Origin of the sequence: Sphaerochaeta sp., assembly GCF_050256055.1 — a bacterium.
Classification (GTDB): domain Bacteria; phylum Spirochaetota; class Spirochaetia; order Sphaerochaetales; family Sphaerochaetaceae; genus Sphaerochaeta.
Genome location: NZ_JBFWIJ010000016.1, coordinates 15,093 through 32,231, shown reverse-complemented (window position 1 = coordinate 32,231; position 17,139 = coordinate 15,093). Strand labels below are relative to the sequence as shown.

Sequence of the window (17,139 nt, the reverse complement as noted above, 5' to 3'; positions counted from 1 at the left end):
AGAATTTAGAGATGCAGCAAGATTGAAGGCAACCAGGTAACCAACGTGGGAACAAACGTACAGAGGAACAGCACGATCACCAGAGGAATGATGAACGGCAGAATAGCCTTGTACATCCGGTTCAACGAGATTTTTGAAACATCGGAAATGATGAACAGACAGACTCCAAACGGAGGAGTTACCTGCCCGATCATGAGGTTCAACACCATGACCACACCGAAATGGACCAGATCGATGCCGAGCGCTTTGACGATGGGCAGCAGTACCGGAAGCATTAAGGTAAGAATCGCACCCGGTTCCATGAACATGCCCAATACCAGCAACAGCATATTGATCACCAAAAGAATGACTACGGGGCTGTCGCTGATCCCCAGAATGTAATCGGCTATCTGGGCCGATACCCCTTCCTTAATAAGGACGTAACTGAAGAGCATCGACGTACCGATGATGAACAGGGTATTTGCACTGGTGATGGCACTTTCCAAAAGACACTTCTTGAAACTTTTCCAGTCAAGCGTCCGATATACCAGCAGTGAGATCACCAAAGCATAGGCGACGGCTACGCTGGATGCTTCGGTGGGAGTGAACAAGCCGAAGGTGAAACCGCTGAGGATGATCAACGGAGTGATGATCGAAAGCACCGAGGCGAAAAACTGCTTGACCAACAGACGCAGGCTGAACGTGGTACGCTCATACTTGCGGCGAATTGCAAAGATGAGGACCAGCACCATCAGGGCTACAGCCATCAACAGACCGGGAATGACGCCTCCCATGAAAAGCTGGGTGACACTTACCGAGGCAACCGAACCGTAGATGATCAAGGGAATGGACGGCGGAAAGATGGGGCCGATGACCGTAGATGCAGCAGTGATGGCTGCAGAGAAATCCTCGTCATAGCCGTTCTTGGTCATTGCCTCCATTTCGATGGTTCCCAATCCGCCGGCATCGGCTGCGGCACTGCCGGACATACCGGCGAAAATGAGGCTGGCAACAACATTCGCATGACCCAGTCCTCCGGGAACCCATCCAACCAACCGCTGGGCAAAATCGAAAATCCGTTCGGTGATCTTCCCGGCATTCATCAAATTACCGGCAAGAATGAACAAGGGTATGGCAATCAAGAGAAAGGAATCAATGCCGCTGACCATTTTCTGGCCGATCACCATTAGCGGATACCCGAGATTGATGCATCCAAGGATGGCGCTGGCACCAATGGAAATGCTGATCGGAACACCGATGAGCAGGAGTATTACGAAACTACCGAAGAATAAGATCATACAAACTTCTCCCCTCGTGCTTTCTCCATCAATTCAAACAAGGATTTTATGCAGAGAAAGGCGCCGGTTACCGCCATGGGAACATATTGCCACAATTTGGAAAATGTCGGCATCGATGAATAATATTCAGTGCTGATGAAGGGATACAGACCAAGGAACGCTATGACCATGACCACCCCTAGGCTCGCACTCACCATTTTATGGATGACCCACAAAATCGTCTTGAATCTGCTGCTTGTCCGCACATAAAACATATCCAGGCTGATCATCCGATTCTGGTCGTACAGTACGATGATTCCCAAAAACGCCATCCATAAAAAGAGGAATCCTGCCAGTTCGGTCATCCCCTTGAATGAGGAATCGAAAAAATTCCGCAACACCAGCTCATTGAGCATCAATGCGATGATTCCTGCTATCAAGAACATCAGGAGGACCGATACGAATCGGACAAAAAGATCCAGTATTTTTTTTATGAGCTGCATGAGCACCCTTCCTTTGCAAAAAAAACAGGGAAGGGCGGTGTTTGGCCGCCCTTCTCATCTCTCGTTTGTTATTTAGCGAGAATTGCGTCAAGAATAGTCTGGTTGTACCAGCTTTCCGAAGCATACTGCTTGTAATATGCAGAACCGCCCAACTTATCCTTGAAGCTCTGGATGTCCGGATTGGTGTTGAATTGGACACCGGCTTTCTTCAACACTTCGGTAGCAGTCACATTGTCCTTCTCGATGGTGTCAAAGGAGTACTTTGCCGCCACTTTCGCCTGTTCCTTCAGAATCTTCTGCTGGTCGGTCGAAAGCTTGTCCCATGCCTTCTGGTTCATCGCCATGGTGCAACCCATCCACATGTAGTTGATGAAACTGTAGTACTTGATGTCGTCATAGGTGGCGTTTGCAACCAAGTGGTAGGTGGCGTTGTCCTGGGCTTCGGCTGTTCCATTTGCCAAGGCGATGGCAAGTTCATTCAGGGCAAGTGCGACCGGAGTGGCTCCCAGTGCGCTCCATACGTCGAGGTACATTTTGCTGGTCGGAACACGAATCTTCAGTCCCTTCACATCGGCGACGCTGTTGATCGGGCGATTGGTGGTCGCGATATGGCGCATGCCATTGTCGCCTTCACTCAGGTAGACCAATCCGACGGAACCAAGATCGGCAAAAATCTGTTCGCCGATGCTGCCGTTCACAATATTGTATGCATCCTCAGCGGAATTGAACAGGAACGGCAGGTCAAGGATTTTCGCCTTGTCATAGAAACTGGTGAATCCACTGGTACCGGCGAAGATGATGTCAATCGTACCCATGCGGGTCGATTGCAGGGCTTCGGCATCATTTCCCAGCTCTCCGCTGTGATGCACCACCAGTTTGATGCTTCCGTTCGAAGCGGCCTCAACCAATTCCTTGTATTTGATGATGGTCTTGGTTGGTACGGAATTTTCATTTCCAGGTGAGTAGATGGTCAACTGGACACTCTTCGGCTGTGCTGCAGCCTCGTTGCTTCCTTGGGCAACAATGCAGGAAAGAGCGACAAGCAGAACGGTCAGAACAAGCATTACTCTTTTCATTGGGAACCTCCATATTTTGTATGATGCCGGATTGTCAGACAATTTATGCACCACCAATCAGAGCATACCATGGATATAGAGGTTGTCAAGCTGTAAATTACGCTACTTTTCTTTGACTCTCCGACAATCTCATGATAGTCTGTTGTCAGACAAAAACTATGAAAACCATCCAACGCATATCCGTTACGACGCAAGTCATCGACTCAATCAAGGACTCCATCTTGAACGGCACCTACCCGGTGGGAAGCAAACTCCCCGCCGAAGTCAGGCTGTGTGAGATGCTCTCGGTCAGCAGATCCACGGTTCGGGAGGCCATACGGTCCTTGCAGGCTGAGGGATATGTCCAGATCATCTCCGGAAAAGGCGCGTTCGTACGGGACAACCAAAGTCATGAATACGAGGCGATCCGCTCCTGGTTCATCGAGGTCGCCCCTACCCTCAAGGACACGACGGAAGTACGTGAAGCGCTTGAGACGCTGCAGGTCCGCATGGCGGTGAAGCGGGGAACGGAAGAGGAACTCGACCGATTGAAGGAAATCCATAGGCTGTTCATTGAGGAGAATAAAGAGAACAACGTTGCGGCCCTTGCTTCGCTGGATGAACAATTCCATACCCAGATCTGCCAGATGGCCCATAACCCACTGCTTACCAAGATCAACGTGCTGCTGGCCATGGAACTGAAACGCTACCGCCTGATGTCCATCTCGGTGAAGATCAGTTCGGACAATACCATCCGCGAACATGAGCTCATTCTCAATGCCCTTGAGGAACGGGAGGCACAGAAAGCAGCCGCCTACATGCTGGCGCACCTGGGCAGCTCGCTTGCCGATATAAATAAGGTGCTTGAAGGGCAAACCTGATGTCTCTGCTTGATTTTTATTGACAACAACCGAAAATCCACGCATAGTCGCCCTATGCAGACACAAAAGGAATCGATGTATCGCGGTGAGCCGGGACTCAAATTGTTTTTGGCCACTGTACTGTTCTCCGGTTTGGCCTACGGATTCTACCGAGGCATCCAGGACAACTATCTTGCAGAGATCGTAAAGATCACCGAATTTGAGCGCGGGATCGTGGAATTCTTCCGCGAACTGCCGGGCTTGCTGTTGGTTTTCATCCTTGCCTGGATGTATCGGCTCAGTGAGACCAAGGTCTTCAAAATCGGAACATCCATCATGCTCAGCGGTGTGCTCGGTCTGCTGCTTTTGGGCACCCATAAAGTGGTGGTCATCCTGTTCATGGTTGTGTTCAGCACCGGCGAGCACATCGTCATGCCCATCAAAAGCTCGATGTCCCTGTTCTTTGCCAAAAGTAACAAGGGAGGCGCAAGTCTGGGAGTCACCAGCAGCATTGGACATGGGGGGAACATCATCGGGTATGTACTGGTTTCGATCCTCTTCTTCGTCTTGGCGAAACTGGGGTATGCTCGCAATTCGCTGGTTGGATTCAGGGCGGTGTTCCTCATCGCCGCAGTGCTCCTGTTTGCAGCCGTCCTGATCGCCTTGAGCATGCAGGACAAAGGACGGCCGGTACAACGGAGCAGGCTGTACATCAACCGCAAGTATACCAAATATTACATGCTCGAGGTCTTCTACGGTGCCAGAAAGCAGATCTTCCTCACCTTCGCACCCTACGTGCTTATTCTCTTCTACAAAGCCGATACCTCGGTCATCGCTCTCCTGTTGGCTGTCTGTTCCCTCTTCGGGATGTTGCTCTCCCCTGTCATCGGAATATTGGTGGACAAATTGGGGTACAAGACCATCATGGTTGCGGATACTTTGATTCTGGTCATCGTCTGTCTGCTCTACGGATTTGCGCATCGGCTGTTTCCGATGCACATCGCCTTCATTGTGGTCTGCATCAACTTCGTGTTGGATTCGATCATCAGCCTGGCGAGCATGGCGACCAACGTCTACGTCCGCGATCTTTCCTCCAGCAGGGAGGAATTGACCGCTACCCTGACGACAGGCATTTCCGTTAACCATTTGATCAGTGTCATGATCGCACTACTCGGCGGTTATGTTTGGAAGACGATGGGAATTGAAGTACTCTTCAGCCTTTCAGCTGTCCTCGGAGTGATCAATTCCTTGTTCGCAGCTACCATCAAAAAACCGCAAACCACTGCACTCTATTGAATGGCATAGTCTAAGATGAACGTGCAGATGAAGGCTAAGGCATACGCAAGGTAGTGCTTGTTGATGAGCACCATGCTTCGGCTTTTCGTCGTTTCCTGCATGCCCTGGGTTTTCATCGTTCGGTATGATCGGATGAACAAGGAGAACGGGACGAGCAGAAAGAGTAAAAGAAACCATGGATAGATGCCTATCAAGACCAGGATTGCCGAAAGCATGTAGGCAAACCAACCTTCGAATGCAATCAGGCGAAGCGAACCTTGCTTTCCCAGTAGCACGGCAAGCGTACGCCTGCCACTATCTTGGTCCCCGATGCGGTCGCATCCGTTGTTGACCGAGAGGATCATGCCGACCAAAACAAGCAACGGCAGCGAAGCCGTCACTTCCTTGGCCGTAATGGGGATTCCCAACACGAAGAGGGTTATCAAAAAAAGCACAGAGCCAAGAAACAAACCGGCGAACGCCTCCCCAAACGGAGTCCGACTGATCGGATACGGCCCTGCAGTGTAGAAAAAACCCACCAGCATGCAGATCATTCCGACCGGTACCAGATACCAACTGGTCAGATATGCAAGATACAGACCGAGCAGAGCGGCAAGGGCGAACAAGAAGGAAGAGACAAAGAAAGCCGAAGCAGGCTCGACCTGTTCATGCACCAACACTTTTTCCCGCTCCACGGTGAACCTGTGATTGTCGGTCCCGTGCAGATAATCGAAGAAGGTGTTGAACCCGGTTGTACCCATATCGATGCACAAGGTTGCACTGCCCATGAGCAACCAGGGAAGCAGCGCAATCGATGACGCTGAGGCGAGTGCATAGGCACTTGCGCAGAGAAAGGTTCCCATGCTGATTACTTTGGTCCGCATCTCGACGATGTGCATGAATTGGGAGCATGTCATCCCAGTATACTAGCAAAAAACAAAGGACAAGGGCTAGTTCACCTATTGCCTCTTGATTTTCCTGCCGACCTATGGCTATGCTAGCAACTGCATATTGATGCAATTTCTATGCATCTTTATGGTCACACGTTTCAGGGGTTTTTATTTGGGACCATGCAGGAAGGCCGCAGGACTTTCGCCCTGCACGATTGGAGGATGAGGAGAGAATATGCATATGAATGCAAAACGTTTGCTTTTGATCGCTTTGTTGGTGGGAGTATTGGTGGCAAGCATGTTTGCAACGGGAAGCTCGGAAACGAGCCAGAGTGGAACACTTGACCGAAGTAAGTATTTCATTACCGTTGCCACAGGTCCTACCAGTGGATTGTATTATCCGATCGGAGGAGCCTTTTCCTCTGTGTTCCAGAATAAGCTCGGCTACAAGTCCTCTGCCCAGGCCACCGGTGCCTCGGCTGAGAACATCACCCTGATCAGGGAAGGTCGTGCAGAGATGGCGATCGTCATGAGCGATGCCGTCGCCCAGGCCTACCAGGCCTTCGGGGCCTATGAAGGCAAGCAACCAGCAACTGAGCTGAGGGCCATCATGGGGCTGTATCCCAACTATGTGCAGTTGGTCACCACCAGCCGTACCGGCATCACCAAGTTCACCGACTTGAAGGGCAAGCGCGTTGGTGTCGGCGCACCGAACAGCGGAGTCGAATTGAATGCACGCATGATGTACGAAGCCCATGGGATGACCTATGCCGACAGCAAAGTCGACTATCTCAATTATGGTGAGGCAATCGGCCAGCTGAAGAACAACCTGGTTGACGCGGTATTCGTAACCAGCGGAATTCCCAACGCCACCATCATGGAACTGGGGACCACCAGCGACATCGTCCTGATCCCCATTGAAGGCCAAGGGCTTGCCAATCTGAAGGCCAAGTATCCATTCTTCGTGGAAGCGACCATTCCTGCCGACGTGTACAATACCAAGACTGATGTACAGACCGCCACGGTACGCAATATCATGATCGTCAATGCCAATATGCCGGAAGAAGTGGCATACGACCTGACCAAAGGCATTTTTGAGAACATAGGCGATATCCAGGCGGCTCATGCGACGGCAAAGCAGCATATCAATTTGCAGAACAGTCACATAGGCGTCGACATCCCCTTCCATCCGGGTGCCGAGAAGTATTACAAGGAAATGGGAATGTAACCTTTCCGATGAAAAAAAGAGCATGGTGGATTATCAGCAGTGCTGTCCTCACCCTCGTGGTGGGGACACTGCTCTTTCTGAACATTCGCACAACGCTTCCCCATATGGTCCTCAGGGACCAAAAAACGCAGAAGGTACTGCGTTCAGTCTCTGTTGAAGCAGGGGATACGGTGGTCTTCCACTGGATACACTCGTTTGAGCATATTCCCTGGGACGAGGAATATACCGTAGAAAACGGCAATATCTTCGTATTGCATACCATCAAGGTAGCTGGATTCGGAGCAGGCATTCCGGAAAACAAAGGGAGAACCACCGTTGAGAATGGGATGGTGGTGATGCGATCGATCAACCAGACATTCAGTGAGATTCACTGGATCCATTCACAAACCGCCCTGCAGTCCATTACGATACAGGGCAAACCTTTCATCACAGGACAGGATGTACCGCATCATGTTCCCGTGGAGCTAACCATACAAGGATTGTAACGTTATGGCCAAGATTACACTCGATGACAACAACCCGACCTTGAAAGCCAAACAGGATGAGCTGATCGGCAAATTTGAAAAGGAATCGAAGACCAGAAGCTTCGACCATTACCTGCTGGTGCAGGCAGTGTATTGGAGTGCAATCGGTATTGCTCTCTATCATTTCATCACGTCGTTGATCGGATACCCTCCGACACACCTGCATCGGTCGCTGCATGTTGCGATGATGCTGTTCATGACCTTCTTCCTCTACCCTGCCCATCGTAATGCGAGCAGGAAGAAAGTCCCTTGGTACGACATCCTCTTCGCCCTTCTTTCCATTGCCGTTGCCGCATATGTATGGACCGACTACATCAATTTCATCAACCGCATGGGTTCACCGAATCAGATGGATGTGATCATGGGTACGATCCTGATCGTCCTGGTGCTGGAAGCAAGCAGGCGTATTTCCGGCTGGCCGTTGGTCATCCTGAGCATCATATTCCTGCTTTACGGTTTGCTGGGCAGGAACCTACCGGGAATCTTCATGCATCGTGGCTATGACTGGAGAAGCTTGGTCAACCATATTTTCATCAATACCGAAGGAATCTACGGTACCTCTGTCGATGTCGCCGCTTCTTACATCTTCCTGTTCATCCTGTTCGGGACAGTCATGAACAAATGCGGCATGGGCCGTTTCTTCAATGATCTCGCCCTCGCATTTGCCGGCAGCTCCAAAGGAGGACCTGCCAAGGTGGCAGTCATTGCCAGCGGATTTCTGGGTTCGATCAACGGCAGTGCCGTCGCCAACGTGGTCACCACCGGGACCTTCACCATCCCCTTGATGAAGAAAACAGGATACAGCAAGGAATTTTCCGGAGCGGTTGAATCGTCGGCTTCCGTGGGAGGACAGTTGCTGCCGCCCATCATGGGTGCTGCGGCATTCATCATGGCAGAGATGTTGGGAGTCAAATACGGCACGATCGTCATCAGTGCCACCATACCCGCCCTCCTCTATTACCTGGGAATTCTCATCCAGGTACAACTTCGGGCTTCCAAGAAAAACCTGCAAGGCATTCCCAAGGAAGATCTGCCGAAAGTGCGTGAAGTCATGAAGGAACGCGGGCATCTCTTGATCCCGATCGCTTTCCTGTTGTACATGCTGCTTTTCAGCGGCGCAACGGTCATTTTCTCTGCATTCTGGGCCATTGTCGCCACCATTGTGGTGAGCATGACGAGAAAATCCACCCGGATGACCTTCCGCCAAATCCTTGATGCCTTCGCCGAGGGCACCCGTGCGGTGGTATCGGTTGCCATAGCTTGCGCGGTGGTGGGCATCATCATCGGCGTGGTCAGCCTTACCGGGTTCGGTCTGAACATGGCCAATGCAATCATCCAGCTCGGCAGGGCGAATCTCATGCTGACGTTGCTGCTGACGATGGTGACCTGCATGATCCTGGGAATGGGGTTGCCCTCGATCCCCGCTTACTTGATTACCGCAACCATGGCGGCTCCTGCTTTGGTGAAATTGGGAATCCCCCCGCTTGCAGCGCATATGTTCGTTTTCTATTTTGCCATGTTCGCCAACATCACCCCTCCGGTGGCGCTGGCCAGTTTCGCTGCGGCAGGGCTCAGTGGCGGCGATCCGATGAAAACCGGACTGCAATCGGTACGGCTCTCGCTTGCCGGCTTCATCGTCCCCTACATGTTCATCTACAACACCGCCCTGCTGTTGATCGACACCACACCGTTGGTAGCCATCAGGGTGACGATCACGGCGATCATCGGCGTATGTATGATCGGCATGGCACTTGAAGGGTATCTGCTGAGGCCCATGCCGATGCTGCTGCGCATTGCATCCTTCGGCGGTGCCTTGCTGCTGATCACCGCAAGCACCACGCAGGATCTGATAGGGTTCATCATCCTGATTCTGGTCGTATTGTTCCAATTCAGGAAATCACGTCACCTCAACGTGCAAGGTGCATAACACACCCACTGATGCAAGGCGAAGCAATTTCGCCTTGCATTCCCTTGGGCATGTGCATTGCAACCAAAGTCTCTACTGTTCGAGAATCCACGTGGCCGAATGGCCCTTTTTGTTGCCTCGGCAAGGAGGAAATCGTTTGCCTTCCACCATGGCGACCTTGCGCTGGGGATGTTCGCTGCAATGGTACTGACCGCTGACCTCACACGGTGCACCGGTTTGCGGACTCTGCACGGGAGCTTCGGAAGCCTCGGCTTCCAACGCTTGCTCAGTCTGCTGTTCGCGTTTACCGATCAACAACCATTGTACGATGATCGCTGCACAACCAATGAGCAGGATCAGCACAATGGCAATCGCCTTGATCTTCGGGTCCTGAACCACAAACAGAATCAGGATGACGATTAGCGCCATGACCACCGCATAAACCAAGGTAGTCTTTCTCACACGTTCCTTTTCGAGTCTCGTATTCATATCTTCTCCTACCACAATGGTGTACCCCTGGAGGGAAGTAATCATCTACTCGTTGACTCTAGCATACCTCATGTGATTGCATTTCTCAATCTGTTTGCATCCTACGCTTCCCCCGAAGCAAATACTTCTGGTATATTCGTTACCATATAGAGGGGTTTTCATGCATTCGAACAACGCAAAGGCATTTCTGATCCATGCACTCTTTCTCTCTTTGACCTTGAGTTTCATCGATGTGAACACCGTTGCGCCTGCCATGTTGACACAAAGCGGAGCTTCCACCTTCCATCTCGGGTTGCTTTCGGCCATCATGATCGGCTCTTCGGGGTTCATGCAACTGCTCTTCGCACCCTTGGTATTAGCCCTGAAACGGAAGAAACCTGCCCTTCTGGGGGGCATTTACCTTCGGGTCGCCTCATTGTTCCTCTTGGCATTGTTTTTATTACATTCGGGAGAACCGGCAAACTGGAAGGTCTACGTCATCCTGCTTCTGTTCGTGCTGTTTGCGTTCAGCGGGGCGTTTGCGAATCTCTCCTACATGGACATCATGGGAAGTACCATCGAGAAGACCCAACGCAAACAACTGTTGACCAAACGCCAATTGATCACCAGCATCGGATTGGTCATCAGTTCGGTAGTGGTAAAACTGGTACTTTCCAAACTCTCCTATCCCCGAAACTACAGCCTGCTGTTCCTGCTTGCCGCTATCCTGCTCTTTTTCGCATCATCCGGTTTCTGGATCCTAGTCGAGCAGGGTCACCGCAATGCTCTGCGGCCCAAGCTGCGTGCAAACCTCTTTCTTACAGCGCTCAAACACGATGCAAACCTTAGGTTGTACCTGCTGTTGGTCAACAGTGCGGGAATCATCTTGACCACCATCCCTTTCTTTGTGATTTTTGCAAGTCGCACGTACGGCTTGGACAGCAGCCGGACCGGAACCTTTTTGCTCTATCAACTTGCCGGTTCTTTGATCATCACCACAATAACGAACATGTATGCAAAAGGACAACGGTACAAGCGACTGTTGTACAGCTTCATCCTCCTCGGATCGTCCACCCCGGTCGTCGCCCTGCTGCTGATCAGCCACCTCAGCTGGTATCCACTGGTTTTCCTGTTCGGCGGAGCGGCAATCTCCCTCTATCAGATTCTGTCCACCGGTATCCTTTTGGAAATATCCAACGACGAGAACAGGCCGATCTATACCGGGTTGGGAGGAGCCGGCTCGGTGATGAACCTGCTCTATCCATTGCTCGCCGGCCTGTTGATTCCGGTAGTCGGATTTACCCCGGTTTTCCTCGGTTCCGGTCTTTTCATGCTCCTTGCTCTCTATGCAGCAAAGCATCTGGATTGCGAACATCTTTCTTAAGATGCGGAATATGTTTTCTTTTCTTCCGCTCGTGTGTACGATACAGGTAAGGAGAAGTGTATGGAAACACCCATCGTCATCAACCTTTTCAGCATTTTCCCCCTGCTCTTCACCATTTATTTGGCTAAGAGACATCTTCCCGGATCCCGGCAGAACGGATACTACATCACCTCGGCATTCCTGACGGTGTTGCTGCTCCTGCTGCAAGTGGCCATCACGTTGGCAAGGGGTAAAACCGAGCCGGAAGCCGTGGTTGCACTCCATCTTTCCTATACCTTGGCCTTCTCCCTTACCCCGGCTATTCCCTTGGTCATCCTGTTCTATCTCGGCTATAGTGATTTGTCGAGCCTAAAAATCACCCTGTTGACCCTCCCGTTGGGCGTCAACATCCTCTGCGCCATCCTATCCATGCAAACCGGTTGGTTCTTTTTCATTGATGAGTTGAACTTCCCCCACTGGGGCAAGCTGTATTGGATCACTACGCTTGTCTCGGTATTCTATTATGCATTTGTGTTGATCCGCCTGATCAAGATCCGGGAAAAAAGCATCGTACCTTCCAAGTTCCTGCTGAGCATGGTGTACCTGCTGCCCTTGTTTTCCACCTTCATCCAGATTGCGACCCAGCGGGAGACGTACATCTTTAGCACCATTTCCGTGTCCTTGCTGCTTTATTATGTGATTGTACAGGAAGCCAAATTCGATTACGACCTGCAGACGAAAGTGCGCAACCGTGAGGCATTCGAGCAGGAAATGATCAGCCTGGGTCATGAGAAGAGGGATGTGGCGATGATTATGGTAGATGTGAACAACCTCAAGCAGACCAATGACACCTGGGGTCATCAGGAAGGCGATTCCCTGCTGCACGCAGTCGCCTCCCTTCTTGCCAAGCTGTATGAGCCGGAAGGCAAGGTATTCAGGATAGGAGGCGATGAATTCTGCGTGTTGCTCCCCCTGCCGAGGAAACGGAAGATTGAGCAGGATATCATCCGTCTGGAGAAGCGGCTGGAAGAAGAGAACAAAGGCCGGGTCCATCCGATCAACATAGCCTATGGGTGTGCAATCAGCAATCAGCAACAAGAAGTTTCCCTGCCGATGACGTTCAACCTCGCTGATGATGCGATGTACCGAAACAAGGCAATGCAGAAGGACTTATCCATCCAGTCCCAACAAGGTCAGGCGAACCTGCTGATAGGCAAGTGAACGCAAGGTTCCCAGCACGACAAAGGCCGATTGGTACCAGTCCAACTCACGCTGGCGTACCATGGTGTTGTCTGAAATATTCGCCTCAAATTTGATTCGTTCACTTTCAAGCTGCCTCGTCTTCAATTGGTAGTCGCCCATTTGCACCGAGAGATCCACCGTCAGCTGACGTATCTGGTCATGCAGTTCCCACACTGCATCCTTTGCCGCCTGATAGGCTTGCTCCACTTCAGTTTTTGCTCCAAGCAAAGCCTGTTGGGCTTGTTGCTGTGCAGATGCTGATGCACGGCGGAACACATCGGTGGCGTTGAATCCTATGGAGAAGGAAACAACCGGCTGGGAGGAGGAGAACAACTCGGAAATCGAAGAAAAGAAAGTATTGTTGCTGCTGGGACTATAGAACGGGGAGAGTTGGAGGGAAAACTGCACCTGGGGCGCATCGGATGGAGAGAACATGCCGGTGTCCAACGTTGCTGAACGGACTTTCAGTAATGCTTGCCGGTAGCTTCCATCCTGTTTGAGATAGGAGGAAAGCAACGCATTCACATCCGCGGTTTTGGAGAGCATGGCATCCAAATCGATGGCATCCGGTGCGATGGATGAAGGCAACTGGTCGGCAAGGATCAGTTCCAACGTGCGGTTCAGAGATGCCAGCTGGTCCTCAACCCCTTGGAAGGAAGAGGAAAGCTGGTAATACGCTTGCAACCTAGTGTCGAATACCTGGGCACTGACCAAACCCTGCTGCAGATCATCCTGCGCTTTCTGAACCGCCTCCAAGGCTAGTTGCAGGCGACTCTGCAGAATAAAACGATTTTCCAGCAACGCCTGGCGGCTTATGAGCAAAGATAGCTGTTGGAGGATGAGAGATTGTTCGGTACTTTGCTTTGCCTGCTCCAAGGAGGACGTCTGCAACGTGAGTTTCTCCAGTTGCTTGCTCTGATATGAAGGATCGAGCATTGTCTCACCGATCCACAGCGGCTGGACGAAGGAAGCCGAAACCGACGGCGTGTGGGTCCATGCATCATCGCCGACTTTATAGGAACTGCTCTCTTTGATCCCGACGGTGACATTTCCTCCCGTTCCCAGATTCTGGGAGAGACTGCCTCCTACTGCAAAGGAATGTGTTTGGTTCCTGAATGGGCCGACATTCGGCACCCCGGTCACAACGCGAGTATCCGTGTATGCGTAGGGGGTAGCCTGCAACCCGAGCTTTGGCTTGGCTCCAGCCAGAGCATCGGCCACCCGTTGTTGCTGCAATGCCAGCGAAACCGCACGTTGCCGGACATCCAGGCTTTGCTCGGCCAGCTGAGCAGAAAGCAGGGGGACCAATGAGCCAAGCTCTACGGCCTCACCTTGGCTCCAGGTTTCCCGGAAATCGGCAAGAGCAGAAGCAGCAACGGACGGTACCTCCTGAAACTTCACCATCTCTGCATCAAACAGGGGATACGCCGCGAACAAGGAGAAAGGAAACAACAAGGAGAGAAGCAGGATCAAGCGTGAGGATTTCATTTGGTTTTCCTCCGGGATTTGTCATAGATGATCCCATACAACAAGGGAATGATGAACAATGCACTGAGCGTGGAGAAGACCAATCCCACCATGATGGTACTTGCCATCGGAGACCAGACAACTGAATAGCCGCCCAGGCCTATGGCAGTCGGCAAAAGACCGGCGATGGTGGTCAGACTGGTCAGCAGGATGGGTCGGATGCGGGTTTTTGCAGCCTCGACGATCGACGCTGCAACGCTTTTCCCCTCTGCACGCAGATCATTGATGAAACTGATCAACACAATCGCATCATTGACAGCCACTCCAGCCAATGCCACCGAGGAATAGATGACGGTGGTGGAAAGCGGAGTACCCGAGACAAACAGATACAAGACCACCCCGATGAAGGCGAACGGCACGGAGAGTAGGATCAGGAACGGTTGGCTGTAGCTGTTGAATTGGGCTCCCAGAATGACATACATCAAAAAGATTCCCAGGACAAAAACCCGAAGGATGTCAAAGAGCAAGGTGGAGAAATCGGAAAATTCCCCACCGACTGAGAACTGCACTGAACTGTATTGCCGGCTCAGCGTCTGATCCCAAAGCGACTTGATCTGCTGGTTGACCACCTGCTGGTCAATACCGTTCAAAGCATCGGCGGTTACGGTTATCTCACGTTTGCCTTCCACCCTTCTGATGGATCCGATCGGAGACTCCGTGGTTATCTTTGCAACACTGGAAAGCGGGATGAGCCGACCGTCATCGGTCGGAATGAGAATCTGTGCCAAATCTTCGTATTGCTGGGCTTTGGTCTTGGCAAACTGAACAACGATGTCGATCTCCTCATTGTTCAGGAAGAAGGTACCTACCTTCACCCCCTCAAACCGCGAGCGCAGATAGCTTGCGATGGTGGAGACGGAGATGCCCAGACGGGTTGCTTGGTTTTGGTCAACCTCAATCTTCAAAGCCGGGTTGCCGGCTGTAGTGTCGCTTTGCACATTTTCTACATTCTCAAGGGAAGAAAGTGCATTGACCAACGCCTGGCTGGAGAGCAGCAATTCGTCATAACGGTCACCGGAAAGCCGGTAGCTGAAGGCGGAAGTGGTCGGAGGACCGTTCTGCGCCTTGGTGAACAACACTTGTTCCGCTCCGCTGATATAGTAGGTCTTCTCCTTGATATCCTGGATGATCGCCTCAATGCTGCGTGTCCGTCCCTGATCCATTTCTGCAAGATCTACGGTGATGGAAGCTTTGTTCGTGGTTCGGGAACCTGCACTGCTCCCCCCGATCTCCGAACGTACCGAAAGGATTTCGCCCTTCCCTTTTTCCTTGAGCAATACAGCTTCATAAGCCGAAACCAGATTATTGGTATACGAGAGCGGCGAGCCCAACGGTGTCGTAAGCTCAATGGTAAAATAACTGTAATCCTCTGCACTGAACAGATCTTGTCTCAAGGATCCTACCAATGAGAAAACACCACCGGTCAAAACAACGAACAAGAGCAGGAACAACCCCTTGCGCTTGTAGATTTTGCCCAAGAGGAGTTCATAACGCTTGATGAATCGGTCGAACCTTGAAGGTTCCTGTGATGCTCGACCGATACGCTTCGGTCCCCATTCTGCATAGTGACTGGGCAAAAAGACCAAGGCCTCCGCCGTTGAGACGATGAGTGCAATCGTTACGGTAAGGGGTATCACCCGCAGAAATTTGCCGATGGTACCGGGAATGATCATCAAGGGTAAAAAGGCGGCGACGGTTGTCCCGGTTGCCGCCATGATCGGCCAGATGACTTGGTTGACCCCATCGATGGCCGAAACATGACGTGAGAGGCCCGAAGCCTGCAAACGGTACGAATTCTCCACAATGACGATTCCATGGTCAACGATCAGACCAAGCACCAAAACCAGCCCGAAGAGGGTGTTGGTGTTTATCGTCTCCCCCATCAGGTCAAGGGTGAGGAACGTCAATGCGAAGGTCACCGGTATGCCCAAGGCGATGATGAGAGAGTTCCTCATGCCGATGAACAAGGAAAGAATGAGTATGAGCAACAGCAAGCCTACCAAGGCATTGGTGCTCAATACCGAGAGACTGGAATTGATTTGTACGGTTGAGTCATTGAAAAGCGTCAGCGTAGCCGGACTGCTCTTCTGCTCCTCATCTACCAATGTTCTGACGGCATCGACGATGGCCACCGAGTTGCCTCTCCCCACCTTGGTGATGCTTAGGCTCACCGAGGGTTTGCCGTTGAACCGGGAAAGGGGTGCTTCACGGTCAAACCCGTCTACCACCTGCGCCACATCGTTGATTCGGACCAATGCCTCGCCATTGTTCGACCTGCGGACTATAATCGAACCTACATCGTTCACCTCGGAAAGTGAACCAAGGGTCCTCAGCAGGTATTGGCGGGATGCAGTGGTAAGATTTCCACTGGGAAGACGGGTATTCTGTTCGGATATGGAACGCATGACCTCATTCACCGTCAACCCGAGTGATGCAAGTGCAGAAGGATCGAGGTTTACCTGGATCTGACGTTCTGGCAACCCGATGATCTGTACATCCGAGACATCGGGTATCGAAAGAATCTTGTTTTCCAAGGAAAGGGCTTGTGACCTGAGCTCCTGGTACGGAAGATTCCCACTGATGACCACCTCGATGACGGGAAGGAAATCGGAGGAGGAAAAGTCGTCAACGACCGGAGTGAGCGCACCATCGGGCAGAGTGACCTGACTGAAACGGGTCTGCACATCCTGGAACAGCGTCTTGAATAACTGGTCGTTTATCCCATCATCAAATTCCACCCGTACCACCGATAAACCTTCGCTGGTAACCGAGCTGATTTGCTTCAAGCGGTCCACGCCACGGACGGCGTTTTCCACCGGGATGGTCACCGATGCTTCCAGATCCTGCGCCGCCACCCCGGGATAGGGGACAATGATATTGACCCAATAGAAAGGGACTTCAGCGAATTGCTCGCGTGGCAGCCGAACCAAGGAGAAGAACCCAAGTACCAGGATGGTCGCCATCAGGATGTTGACCAATACGGGTTTGGTTACCGAAAACGAGCCAAGGCTGAATTTTTTTTGCCGGTCGTCCATACCTTCC

14 protein-coding genes are annotated in these 17,139 nt (G+C 51.7%); 7 read left to right on the top strand and 7 right to left on the bottom strand.

What is annotated here, in order from left to right; genetic code table 11:
* Positions 1–5: 5 nt before the first annotated feature.
* From AB7C91_RS07870 to AB7C91_RS07860, 3 genes are all read right to left on the bottom strand, one after another.
* On the bottom strand, positions 6–1,277 hold the full coding sequence (locus AB7C91_RS07870; protein ID WP_428590399.1) for a TRAP transporter large permease: 1,272 nt from the start codon (positions 1,275–1,277) through the stop codon (positions 6–8).
* Complete coding sequence (locus AB7C91_RS07865) at positions 1,274–1,759, bottom strand: TRAP transporter small permease (protein WP_332446786.1); 486 nt, start codon at positions 1,757–1,759, stop codon at positions 1,274–1,276. Before AB7C91_RS07865 ends, AB7C91_RS07870 begins: the two co-directional genes overlap by 4 nt.
* Positions 1,760–1,827: 68 nt before the next feature.
* On the bottom strand, positions 1,828–2,835 hold the full coding sequence (locus AB7C91_RS07860) for a TRAP transporter substrate-binding protein (RefSeq protein WP_332446785.1): 1,008 nt from the start codon (positions 2,833–2,835) through the stop codon (positions 1,828–1,830).
* Positions 2,836–2,993: 158 nt separating this feature from the next.
* Between AB7C91_RS07860 and AB7C91_RS07855 the strand changes: the two genes are divergently transcribed.
* On the top strand, positions 2,994–3,695 hold the full coding sequence (locus AB7C91_RS07855) for a FadR/GntR family transcriptional regulator (RefSeq protein ID WP_428590394.1): 702 nt from the start codon (positions 2,994–2,996) through the stop codon (positions 3,693–3,695).
* 54 nt (positions 3,696–3,749) lie between these two features.
* A complete protein-coding gene (locus AB7C91_RS07850) occupies positions 3,750–4,970 on the top strand; it encodes an MFS transporter (RefSeq protein WP_332446783.1) in 1,221 nt (406 codons plus the stop codon).
* Here AB7C91_RS07850 and AB7C91_RS07845 read toward each other — a convergent pair.
* Positions 4,964–5,848 carry a prenyltransferase gene (locus AB7C91_RS07845; protein ID WP_332446782.1) on the bottom strand — a complete coding sequence of 295 codons (885 nt, stop codon included), beginning with the start codon at positions 5,846–5,848 and terminating at the stop codon, positions 4,964–4,966. The genes AB7C91_RS07850 and AB7C91_RS07845 overlap by 7 nt on opposite strands.
* Positions 5,849–6,080: 232 nt before the next feature.
* Between AB7C91_RS07845 and AB7C91_RS07840 the strand changes: the two genes are divergently transcribed.
* From AB7C91_RS07840 to AB7C91_RS07830, 3 genes are read left to right on the top strand one after another with little or no spacing between them, the layout of a single operon-like run.
* Positions 6,081–7,067, top strand: coding sequence for a TAXI family TRAP transporter solute-binding subunit (locus tag AB7C91_RS07840; protein WP_332446781.1), 987 nt, complete (start codon positions 6,081–6,083; stop codon positions 7,065–7,067).
* An 8-nt stretch (positions 7,068–7,075) separates the two neighbouring features.
* Positions 7,076–7,552 carry a DUF1850 domain-containing protein gene (locus AB7C91_RS07835; RefSeq protein ID WP_332446780.1) on the top strand — a complete coding sequence of 159 codons (477 nt, stop codon included), beginning with the start codon at positions 7,076–7,078 and terminating at the stop codon, positions 7,550–7,552.
* 4 nt (positions 7,553–7,556) lie between these two features.
* Positions 7,557–9,518, top strand: a complete 1,962-nt coding sequence (locus tag AB7C91_RS07830; RefSeq protein ID WP_332446779.1) for a TRAP transporter permease — start codon at positions 7,557–7,559, stop codon at positions 9,516–9,518.
* Between the two features lie 72 nt (positions 9,519–9,590).
* On the opposite strand, the gene AB7C91_RS07825 is transcribed toward AB7C91_RS07830, so the two are convergent.
* Positions 9,591–9,986 carry a hypothetical protein gene (locus AB7C91_RS07825; RefSeq protein ID WP_428590388.1) on the bottom strand — a complete coding sequence of 132 codons (396 nt, stop codon included), beginning with the start codon at positions 9,984–9,986 and terminating at the stop codon, positions 9,591–9,593.
* Between the two features lie 160 nt (positions 9,987–10,146).
* Between AB7C91_RS07825 and AB7C91_RS07820 the strand changes: the two genes are divergently transcribed.
* Together AB7C91_RS07820 and AB7C91_RS07815 are read left to right on the top strand one after the other, a co-directional pair.
* Entirely contained in the window at positions 10,147–11,349 is a 1,203-nt protein-coding gene (locus AB7C91_RS07820) for an MFS transporter (protein WP_332446777.1), read from the top strand.
* 60 nt (positions 11,350–11,409) lie between these two features.
* On the top strand, positions 11,410–12,549 hold the full coding sequence (locus AB7C91_RS07815; RefSeq protein WP_332446776.1) for a GGDEF domain-containing protein: 1,140 nt from the start codon (positions 11,410–11,412) through the stop codon (positions 12,547–12,549).
* Here the strand turns inward: AB7C91_RS07815 and AB7C91_RS07810 are convergent.
* Both AB7C91_RS07810 and AB7C91_RS07805 read right to left on the bottom strand, forming a co-directional pair.
* Positions 12,499–14,058, bottom strand: a complete 1,560-nt coding sequence (locus AB7C91_RS07810) for a TolC family protein (RefSeq protein ID WP_428590385.1) — start codon at positions 14,056–14,058, stop codon at positions 12,499–12,501. The two genes, AB7C91_RS07815 and AB7C91_RS07810, sit on opposite strands and share 51 nt — an antisense overlap.
* The gene (locus tag AB7C91_RS07805; protein WP_428590381.1) at positions 14,055–17,132 is read right to left on the bottom strand and encodes an efflux RND transporter permease subunit; all 3,078 of its coding nucleotides are present in this window, start codon (positions 17,130–17,132) and stop codon (positions 14,055–14,057) included. Before AB7C91_RS07805 ends, AB7C91_RS07810 begins: the two co-directional genes overlap by 4 nt.
* Positions 17,133–17,139 lie beyond the last annotated feature (7 nt).

Bases quoted from the DNA above. Each gene is read 5' to 3' on its own strand.
- AB7C91_RS07870 (WP_428590399.1), bottom strand. From the start codon at position 1,277: ATGATCTTATTCTTCGGTAGTTTCGTAATACTCCTGCTCATCGGTGTT.
- AB7C91_RS07865 (WP_332446786.1), bottom strand. From the start codon at position 1,759: ATGCAGCTCATAAAAAAAATACTGGATCTTTTTGTCCGATTCGTATCG.
- AB7C91_RS07860 (WP_332446785.1), bottom strand. From the start codon at position 2,835: ATGAAAAGAGTAATGCTTGTTCTGACCGTTCTGCTTGTCGCTCTTTCC.
- AB7C91_RS07855 (WP_428590394.1), top strand. From the start codon at position 2,994: ATGAAAACCATCCAACGCATATCCGTTACGACGCAAGTCATCGACTCA.
- AB7C91_RS07850 (WP_332446783.1), top strand. From the start codon at position 3,750: ATGCAGACACAAAAGGAATCGATGTATCGCGGTGAGCCGGGACTCAAA.
- AB7C91_RS07845 (WP_332446782.1), bottom strand. From the start codon at position 5,848: ATGCACATCGTCGAGATGCGGACCAAAGTAATCAGCATGGGAACCTTT.
- AB7C91_RS07840 (WP_332446781.1), top strand. From the start codon at position 6,081: ATGAATGCAAAACGTTTGCTTTTGATCGCTTTGTTGGTGGGAGTATTG.
- AB7C91_RS07835 (WP_332446780.1), top strand. From the start codon at position 7,076: ATGAAAAAAAGAGCATGGTGGATTATCAGCAGTGCTGTCCTCACCCTC.
- AB7C91_RS07830 (WP_332446779.1), top strand. From the start codon at position 7,557: ATGGCCAAGATTACACTCGATGACAACAACCCGACCTTGAAAGCCAAA.
- AB7C91_RS07825 (WP_428590388.1), bottom strand. From the start codon at position 9,986: ATGAATACGAGACTCGAAAAGGAACGTGTGAGAAAGACTACCTTGGTT.
- AB7C91_RS07820 (WP_332446777.1), top strand. From the start codon at position 10,147: ATGCATTCGAACAACGCAAAGGCATTTCTGATCCATGCACTCTTTCTC.
- AB7C91_RS07815 (WP_332446776.1), top strand. From the start codon at position 11,410: ATGGAAACACCCATCGTCATCAACCTTTTCAGCATTTTCCCCCTGCTC.
- AB7C91_RS07810 (WP_428590385.1), bottom strand. From the start codon at position 14,058: ATGAAATCCTCACGCTTGATCCTGCTTCTCTCCTTGTTGTTTCCTTTC.
- AB7C91_RS07805 (WP_428590381.1), bottom strand. From the start codon at position 17,132: ATGGACGACCGGCAAAAAAAATTCAGCCTTGGCTCGTTTTCGGTAACC.